This window comes from Caballeronia sp. M23-90 (assembly GCF_053574605.1).
Genome location: NZ_JBSIPA010000311.1, coordinates 1 through 7,897 on the forward strand (window position 1 = coordinate 1; position 7,897 = coordinate 7,897).

A 7,897-nucleotide genomic window follows, 5' to 3' on the forward strand; every position below is an offset into this window, starting at 1 on the left:
CGTAAAAACGGTCCATCTGAATCCCGATCAGATAGACAACTTCGAACCCATCAAACGCGACCACCGACAGGAGCAAAAAGCCGCCTAAATCTAATCGTTGAGGCGACATCTAGCTTGAAATCTACCGTTACCGTGCACGCCAAGCTCAACCAGTCGATCAATCTTGCGAAAAAGTTCGCTCATCTGATGGGTCGAGTTGCGCAGCGGCACTGCCCACAGCCACTGCTGCAAGCTCGCAACCGATCCATGCGGCTGCGGCAGCAGGCTCCCCCAGTGGTCAAGCGTTGCTTCGCCGAACTCGTGGACGAGGCTTCCGGTCAGCGTCGCTTCGACATCGCGCGCGGCCTGCACAAGCAGGGGCGTGAGCGCGCGGTCCTGCTGGATCAGGATGCGATGTTCATAGAGCCATCGCTTGAGCTCCTGCATCAGATCGGCGCGATTCGGGCGCCCCGCGAGCCGCTCCTTGAGCCAGCGCACGACGTAGCGGCGCTGATGTTCGGCCATCGGTACGAAGCCGAGCGCCTGATAGGCGATCACCTGATGGTCAAAGAGTGTGCGTTCGCGCGTTTCGTAGAGGGTGCGTAGCGTACCGAGGTCTGGGGGCTCGATCCCGAGATGCTTGCCCAGATGGCTCCACAGAATCTGTGGGACATACTGATAAGCATCGAGTGTCGCGCCCGTCATGCGCACGAAGCCGATATGCAACGCGAGCGCGAGCCGGTAAAGGGGACCACGGCGCGCGTTGATTAATGCTCGCTCTTTAGACGAGAACGTAAAGAACGTGGCAAGTTCGAACTCGCTGAGATCGCGCGGCATACGCCGCATGCCCAGATAAGCCAGTCGCCAGTGTTCCATCATCGTCCGCTCCGAAAGCGAAAGAGGGACCGACGAGACTAGCCGGAAAAAATTCGCAAATCAACGGACAACTGTCGGAACCTCCTAGCGCGCGGCTGGCCGCGAAATCCAAACAGCAAATACTTGATTTACATAGATAAAATATTCGGGGCAGACCGCTAACCCTTGTCGCGCTTAGATCACGCTACCGTCGTAATCTGCAAGGAAATTACGCGGACGCCCTGCCATGCAACAATTAACGCGCACAGGTGCGCCGGACCTGTCATCCGGGATCAGTGTGGGCGCGGCATCGGTTTGACTCGCGAGGTCTTGATAGCCGATGCCGCGCCGGTTGTTTCTTCGGCGAACCGCCTTTCTATCACGGCCCAGACTGTTCGCGTGATGCGCCGCTGGGTGCGTCTCCAGTCGCCCTACGGGCTCCCTTCGACGCACCCAGCGTCAAGTCCTCTTCTCGTTGTTACTCTCGTCCCCCAAGGCAAACAGCACCGAACCTCGTCGTGCGCTTACGCTCATGCAACGCCGCCGTCAACCGGGCGCCGCCAGATTTGTGCGGATCCCCAGCACCATCGACACGGGGCTCTGGACGTCCCAAGGGATTCGACCGAGGATGGCTTCGACGTGGCGCCGAACGTGGAACTCGGTCAACGGGAGGTATTTGGTCAACTTGCGTTGATGAGCTATGAAACAGAAGCTGAAGCAGCCGCGCTTTCTAACTTCTAAGACGGCACGCGAGGCCCGCGATCGGCGCAACGCATGAAAACCGGACTGGTTGTGATCGCCGGTGTCATACGCTGAACTCGGCAACTCCTTTGGGTGGCAGGGGCCGGTCAGGTTTTGGTCGGGAGAACGGCCAACGGGAGCGAGGATCTGCCGAATTAACGCTCGCTGCATGGGTTGCATACCCGAGCGACTCTTCGGGGCATCGCCCCACAACACGGACGATGCTAACGGATGGACGAATGACATCGCTCCATTCTTCAGGAGACACTCAATGAACCCTGCTGGCTTTCATACCGCCCGGCATACGGATGACGGGGTGCTTCCGCCTTCGGGGAGTCAGTCGCGCGTTATCCGCGGAACACCGACTAAGGGTCAAAGCACCGATCGACATCAGACCTTTTCGCTCCGCAGATATACAAGCGCCCCGTCTGCGGATCACCTCGCACTTGCACTTTCCCGTCGGGCCATGCCAAGCCCGACGAGCGAGAGTGCGTCTTGCATTGGCCTTCAGCACAGAAGACGGACTCAGATCAACCGGACAGCTTCCTCGCAATGGCAAAGTTCTTCAGTGCCAACTAGCGATGGACTTTCAGGCGCCTCAATATATTTAACCTGCGCCCAAATGCCGTCGCCCATATTCTCCACAACCTCCGCGACGATTCCGCCCTTCAACACCATCTGCTGGCCTGTCTTCAGATCCATAAAATTGATCATGATTGAGCCTGTCCTAGAAAAACATCGTGAGGTTTTTTGCGAGTAGGACAGTCTGCCCTAGATGGATTTCACGGCGTATCAGCAGCCACTTATCACCTTCCCTTCGAAAGACGTCCAGCCGCTTGCCGGTGAAATAGTACTCTTCATATTCGCAACGATTTTGATACGTTATAAACCGGCTGCGCACGGAGACCTCATCCTGGCCCGCGCTGTTCGTGGTGATCGCAGTGAGCTGGACGTTCGTTACGAGCCGGCAAAGCCTCGACAGTGGCTCTTCCGCCCAGTGCACGCCCGTCAAAATTTGCTCGGCACGCTTTGTGAGAGTCCACTTGCCCTCATTAAACCAGCTCATGTCCTTTTCAATACTCGTGCGCTCGCGCTTTGCGTGCTCGCCGTACTTGACGTTGTAGGTCATGGGCATGAAGTACACCAAGTCTTCGCTCAGGGTGTCCAACCAGTCACGAAAGCGCCGCTCGTCGAGCATTTCCGATTCCTCGTAGAGGTGCTCTTCAAGCTCCCGCTTGAGCTCGTAGTATCGCGCATCCTTCTTGAGCGTAGCGACATGCTCGAGCGCAACTTCGGGTTCTTTCACAAGATCAGTCATTTGTCTTCCTTGCAATCATTGTTTGAGGGGCACAGGGCCGCCCTGATGTGCGAAACAGCCAACATCAATCACCGTTCCGGAGATCGTGGCGGCGTCCTCGGAAAGGAGAAAGGCCACAGCATTCGCGAGGTCAAAGCCCGTTGCCGGCCGGCCGGCAGCGGTGCCTGCGGCATTGCGCTTTCTAAACGCCTCTTCGTCGCCTCCAACTCGACCCACGCTCATGCCGGAAATGATTCCGCCTCCACCAGGGATCGCCACGTTCACACGGACGCGATCGATGAAATGGTCGTACGCCATCGCGGTACTGAGAGCCAAGATCGCTCCCTTGCTGCTTGCATAGATCGCCATGTTGGGCTTTCCGTATCCCGCTCCAGACCCGATATTGACGATGGAGCCCCCGCCCTGTGAAACCATATGCGGGATCACGCCTCGGCTCATCAAGTAGGTACCTTTGAGGTTCACGGCGATGACTTTTTCAAAGAGCGGCTCGTCAGTGTCCAAGACCGTCCCTAGCGGGCCGACAGCCGCGTTGTTGACCAGTCCATCTATACGGCCATATTTGCCCATCGTGTGTTTAATCACGTGCTGGACAGCCGCAGCGTCTGAAACATCGGCATCGAGGACGTCAACACGGTCAACCAAACATTCTGCGTCAAGTGCAGCACGTAAGCTTTCGAAACCTCTCGCAGTACTCGAAACTTGCGGCTGTGCGAGCCCGAACGCTACGACCTGGTGCCCGCGCCTCGCAAGCTCGATTGTGATCGACTGTCCCAAACCGAAAGTTCCACCGGTGACGATTGTTACTGGCATGTCGTGTGGCTTCCTTTGGGTCAATCTTTATTGCCGGGCGCGTCGTTCTGGCCGAGCAACGTGCTCCAGTCCGCGCTGTTCATGTAATCACGCCAACGACGATAAAACTGACGCGGATTTTCCTCGCTAATTTTTAAGCTGACGTTCCCTGCGACCGGTCCAGTTCCCGAAGGAAGCGAAGTCCCCAACGATTGCTGATAGTTGTACGGGTAGCGTTTAGCGATCACCCCACGGCTACCCGCCGTTGCGTAGTTCCAATTTTCCATGTCGTCCTGCTCGGTCATCCCCGCCGGACCGGAGTAGCGCATGTAGTAGTGACGCAGGAAGTCTTTAACTTCTTGGGGCGCGCTCTTATCAACCAGGAAGAAGCGCCAGGCCTCGGTCGCCTCCGGCCCGTGCGGGTGCCAGACACAAATCGAGCGCGGTTGCTTTCCGTGAAATGAAGCATTGGGGAAAATCGTGCCGACGAACGGGACCAGCCGTGCTTTATCGCCCAGGAGCCGCTGTCGCTCCTCATGGCAATGCCGAAAATACTCTGCGATGATTGGATCGTTTTTAAACGTATCCACAAACGGCATATTCTCCGGCATGATCGCGCTGTGCACGCCATGGCCAGATGGGAAATTGACCCACAGATGCTGCGCGTGTTCGAGCTCGTTGTCGCGTCGACCTTTAACACCCTGCTCTGCGCTCGGGCCGATACCGATTAAATCGACTGAGCGATGACTGACGTTGTGATAGGTGTCTCCAAGGAAGTTCTCGGCAGCGAACTTCCAATTGCAAGGGATGATCCACTTGTGAACGCCCATCAGCACTTCCGAGCCGCCCTCACTGCCGTCTCGCCCGTCCAAGGCGAGATCGAGATGAGCCTTGGCGTCCCCAAGGAACGTCAGGAAGTCGGGGGCGTCTTTGTCCCACGTTGCCCAGACCGTTCCCTTGTAGGTGTAAAGCTTGGCCACCTCGATCAGAGACCAATCTTCCTTCTGCAAGCACCCGTCATATAGATTCTTGAATTGCGGCACCCCAAAGAGCTTCCCTTCGGTGGTGTAGCTCCAGCTGTGATACGGACAGGTGAACAGCTGCGTATTGCCGTGGTCGTACTGGCAGACCTTCATTCCGCGGTGGCGACACGAATTCAAAAATACGTGGATCTGATTCTTTTTATCCCGAGCGAGAATTACTGACTCCGTGCCCATGCGCGACGTGAAATAGTCACCCGGATTCGGAACTTGACTCTCGTGTCCAACGAACAACCACGCGCGGGTAAATACCTTTTCAAGTTCGTCATCAAAAACTGCCTTGGCCGAAAAGATCTCACGGCTAATCATGCCGTGATCGGTATCAATCATCGTATCGTAGGTCATTGCTATCTCGCTTTATTAATGGGTTTGACGTGTCAGCTTCAGGCAAATCGCTCGCACAACGCGTCGCTCTTACGAAGTCCCGCTTTCGCCATGGCTTCGCGTCCTGCCTCAACCATCGGAGGAGGTCCGCAAAGATAGACTTGAGTCCTGGGGTCGACGGTCATCTGACCGATCAAATCGGTGCCGTAACCGAGATGACATCCGTCTGGTGCGCAAGACTCAGCCGCGTAGCGAACGTCGAGCGCGGGAAACTCCCGTTGGAGCGCCGCAACCTCATCCTTCGCAAATAGGTGTTCGCCCGTGCGGACGCCAATTAGCAAGTGTGTCGGCGCTGCAAGGTACTTACCACTACCGATCGCGCGAAGCATCGCGAGAAAAGGAGCGAGGCCGGTCCCGCCCGCCACAAACAGCCGCGGACGATCGTCAGCACGTAGGAAAAAACTCCCTCGTGGCGCACTAACTTCGATTGGCGTGCCGGCTGCGGGTTCGTCTGAAAGCCATCTCGAAAAAGCTCCCCCCTCAACGATACGGACGTAAAAGACGAGCCGCGACTCACCTGATCCGTTGGCCATTGAATAAGAACGCCATTCATGCTGTCCCTCGGGTTTCAACCGAACATACTGCCCAGGAAGAAAATCGACCGGGGCCTCGACATCGACTTCGAGCCGGACAGTTTCTTCGGCGACGCGCTTGACTGAGTGCACGCGTCCGGCTTGCGCGGGCGCTTCCGCGGCGCTCGCCTCGCTGGAATCGTATGGCAGCTCGAGAATCACCGGTTCGTAAATTCGTGCCACGCAACAGAGCACCGCTCCATCCTCACGCTCGTCATCGGGCAGTACGCTGGGATCGTAATCGTCGAGTTCAAGAGACCCGGACACGCACGAGCCTACGCACGTACCACACTGGCCATTCGAACAGTCGGTGAGCAGCGATAGACCCGCACTCGCTGCGACATCAAGGAGTTTTTCACCTGAAGTCGCTGATAGTTGGTGGGTCACGCCATCGGCGAACAACAACGTGATGGGGATCGTTGTCATGCTTGTCATCCTGTAGCTCAGCTAAAAATTATTGAAGACCGAAACGAATCTCGCCCTGTTTATCCGCTGAGATAAAACCGGGTGCCAAGCGTGTTCGCGTGTCCAGCAGAATCGCTGGTGTTCCCTCCGGCATCGATTTCGGGTCTTGGGCACGCCAGGCAGAACGCTTCAGAAACACGGGCAGCGAAGCCGAAGGCGGGTCTTAGTAAAAGCGAGTACATCTGCGTCTCCTCTCCGGCAGAACAATGTATGTCCGCTGTGTGATACTGTAGTCCATTCTACGAACTCGCCTAAGAATGTCAAGTAGGGGTAAAAACCTAACGGCTGTCCATCAGGCGGATGCGGTAAGATGCTCGGGCCGGTCAGGAAAATTACGTTTAGGGAGTGAACGATGGATGTGGTCGAGAAGGAAAAGGGCGGAGACGGTGGAGTGCGCTCGGTTGAACGCGCATTGGACATCCTGCTTGCGTTCGGAGATAGCGATCGCGATCTAACGGTCGGTGAGCTTTTAAAGCGCGTCGATTTGAGTCGCCCGACGCTCTATCGGCTGCTGTACACACTCGAACAAAACGGTTTTGTAGTTACCGAAGGCGAGCCTCAGCGTTTTCGGTTGGGACCTTCGGTCGGCAGACTAGCGTGGGCGTGGACAGCCAGCTTGAACGTCGCTCAGTTGGCGCAGCCGATATTGAGAAAAATATGGGAAGAGACGGGGGAGACCGTGGCACTGTTTGTGCCCCAGGGGGCCACCCGAATCTGTGTGGCTGAGCTCCCCAGCCTCGAGCCGCTTTCGTTTAAGCGGGGCGTAGGTTACAGCGAAAGAATCGTTCGCGGCGCGAGCGGGCGAGCGCTCCTCGCCTGGATGAACCCGTCGTCGGAAGAACTTGTCCAGTATTGCGAAGGCCTTGATTTTGAGCCGAAAGAACTGCAGAAAAAATTGCAAGCAGCGCGAAAACTGGGATACGCGGTCAGCCGCGATGAATTGATTGCGGGTGCCGTGGCCATCGCGGTGCCGTTCTTCGATCATACCGGCCGTGTGACGGGGTCGATCGGCGTATTTGGTCCAAGCGTGCGACTCGACCAGCGAAAAATTGAAGGAATCGGCGAACGCTTACTTCAGCATTCCGCAAGCTTGTCTACCCAGCTTGGCAGCGCTCCCGGACGGCCAGAGCCAAAAAAGACCGCAGTGTTTAGCAAGGATTGAGACCCGGCAGCCTGCTGGACGGCCGGACTTTAATCGCGCATTCCATGCTTGCGTCCATCTGCCGCCATCTACGTGGCGAACACGGCTCGATAAGTGTTCATGAGAAACGAATTTCAAACTTGGAACCATAGCCACCGAGCAGATTTTCGATCTCGGCGTCGATAGTTTCCTTCGTCCAGGTAACGAAGCGTCGCCAGTGATACTTCGCGTGCTTCCAGAGAGTCTCGATGCGGTTCAGTTCGGGGCTGTAGGGCGGCAGATAGAACAGCACCATGCGATGTTCGAGAAACCAGCGGTCGATGGTTTCCTGATCGATGTTGTGGTGGATCGAGGCGTGTCGAGGACCACCACCGTCGTCAGGCCGGGCGTGCTTTCCCGTGCGATCTGGTCGAGGAACTGCACGACGTCGGGACGTTTGATCGTGGTCTTGCTGGCGTGATGCGTCAGCAGGTTGGCGCCGAAATCCAGTGCCCCCAGGACCGAGCGCCTGCAATGCGGTTGCGGGAAGACGCATCACGCCAGCAAGACCACGATCAAACGTCCCGACGTCGTGCAGTTCCTCGACCAGATCGCACGGGAAAGCACGCCCGGA

Annotated in this window: 7 protein-coding genes and 1 pseudogene; 1 reads left to right on the forward strand and 7 read right to left on the reverse strand. The window is 56.9% G+C overall.

What is annotated here, in order from left to right; translation table 11 throughout:
• Positions 1-132: 132 nt before the first annotated feature.
• The 6 genes and pseudogenes from ACRXB1_RS24675 to ACRXB1_RS24700 form a co-directional block, all read right to left on the reverse strand.
• Positions 133-855: pseudogene (locus ACRXB1_RS24675) on the reverse strand (DUF4158 domain-containing protein); the annotation flags it as partial.
• Positions 856-2,100: 1,245 nt separating this feature from the next.
• A complete protein-coding gene (locus ACRXB1_RS24680; protein ID WP_449493527.1) occupies positions 2,101-2,289 on the reverse strand; it encodes a hypothetical protein in 189 nt (62 codons plus the stop codon).
• A 13-nt stretch (positions 2,290-2,302) separates the two neighbouring features.
• On the reverse strand, positions 2,303-2,893 hold the full coding sequence (locus ACRXB1_RS24685; RefSeq protein WP_449493528.1) for a 3-phenylpropionate/cinnamic acid dioxygenase subunit beta: 591 nt from the start codon (positions 2,891-2,893) through the stop codon (positions 2,303-2,305).
• 15 nt (positions 2,894-2,908) lie between these two features.
• Complete coding sequence (locus tag ACRXB1_RS24690; protein ID WP_449493529.1) at positions 2,909-3,703, reverse strand: SDR family NAD(P)-dependent oxidoreductase; 795 nt, start codon at positions 3,701-3,703, stop codon at positions 2,909-2,911.
• 20 nt (positions 3,704-3,723) lie between these two features.
• A complete protein-coding gene (locus ACRXB1_RS24695) occupies positions 3,724-5,067 on the reverse strand; it encodes an aromatic ring-hydroxylating oxygenase subunit alpha (RefSeq protein ID WP_449493530.1) in 1,344 nt (447 codons plus the stop codon).
• Between the two features lie 38 nt (positions 5,068-5,105).
• Positions 5,106-6,104, reverse strand: a complete 999-nt coding sequence (locus ACRXB1_RS24700; protein ID WP_449493531.1) for a 2Fe-2S iron-sulfur cluster-binding protein — start codon at positions 6,102-6,104, stop codon at positions 5,106-5,108.
• A gap of 391 nt (positions 6,105-6,495) precedes the next feature.
• On the opposite strand from ACRXB1_RS24700, the gene ACRXB1_RS24705 reads away from it, so the two are divergent.
• Entirely contained in the window at positions 6,496-7,305 is an 810-nt protein-coding gene (locus ACRXB1_RS24705; RefSeq protein ID WP_449493532.1) for an IclR family transcriptional regulator, read from the forward strand.
• 97 nt (positions 7,306-7,402) lie between these two features.
• Here ACRXB1_RS24705 and ACRXB1_RS24710 read toward each other — a convergent pair.
• Positions 7,403-7,897 (reverse strand): transposase (locus tag ACRXB1_RS24710; protein WP_449493533.1); only part of this gene is annotated, 495 nt, incomplete at its 5' end.

Bases quoted from the DNA above. Each gene is read 5' to 3' on its own strand.
- ACRXB1_RS24695 (WP_449493530.1), bottom strand. From the start codon at position 5,067: ATGACCTACGATACGATGATTGATACCGATCACGGCATGATTAGCCGT.
- ACRXB1_RS24685 (WP_449493528.1), bottom strand. From the start codon at position 2,893: ATGACTGATCTTGTGAAAGAACCCGAAGTTGCGCTCGAGCATGTCGCT.
- ACRXB1_RS24690 (WP_449493529.1), bottom strand. From the start codon at position 3,703: ATGCCAGTAACAATCGTCACCGGTGGAACTTTCGGTTTGGGACAGTCG.
- ACRXB1_RS24700 (WP_449493531.1), bottom strand. From the start codon at position 6,104: ATGACAACGATCCCCATCACGTTGTTGTTCGCCGATGGCGTGACCCAC.
- ACRXB1_RS24680 (WP_449493527.1), bottom strand. From the start codon at position 2,289: ATGATCAATTTTATGGATCTGAAGACAGGCCAGCAGATGGTGTTGAAG.
- ACRXB1_RS24705 (WP_449493532.1), top strand. From the start codon at position 6,496: ATGGATGTGGTCGAGAAGGAAAAGGGCGGAGACGGTGGAGTGCGCTCG.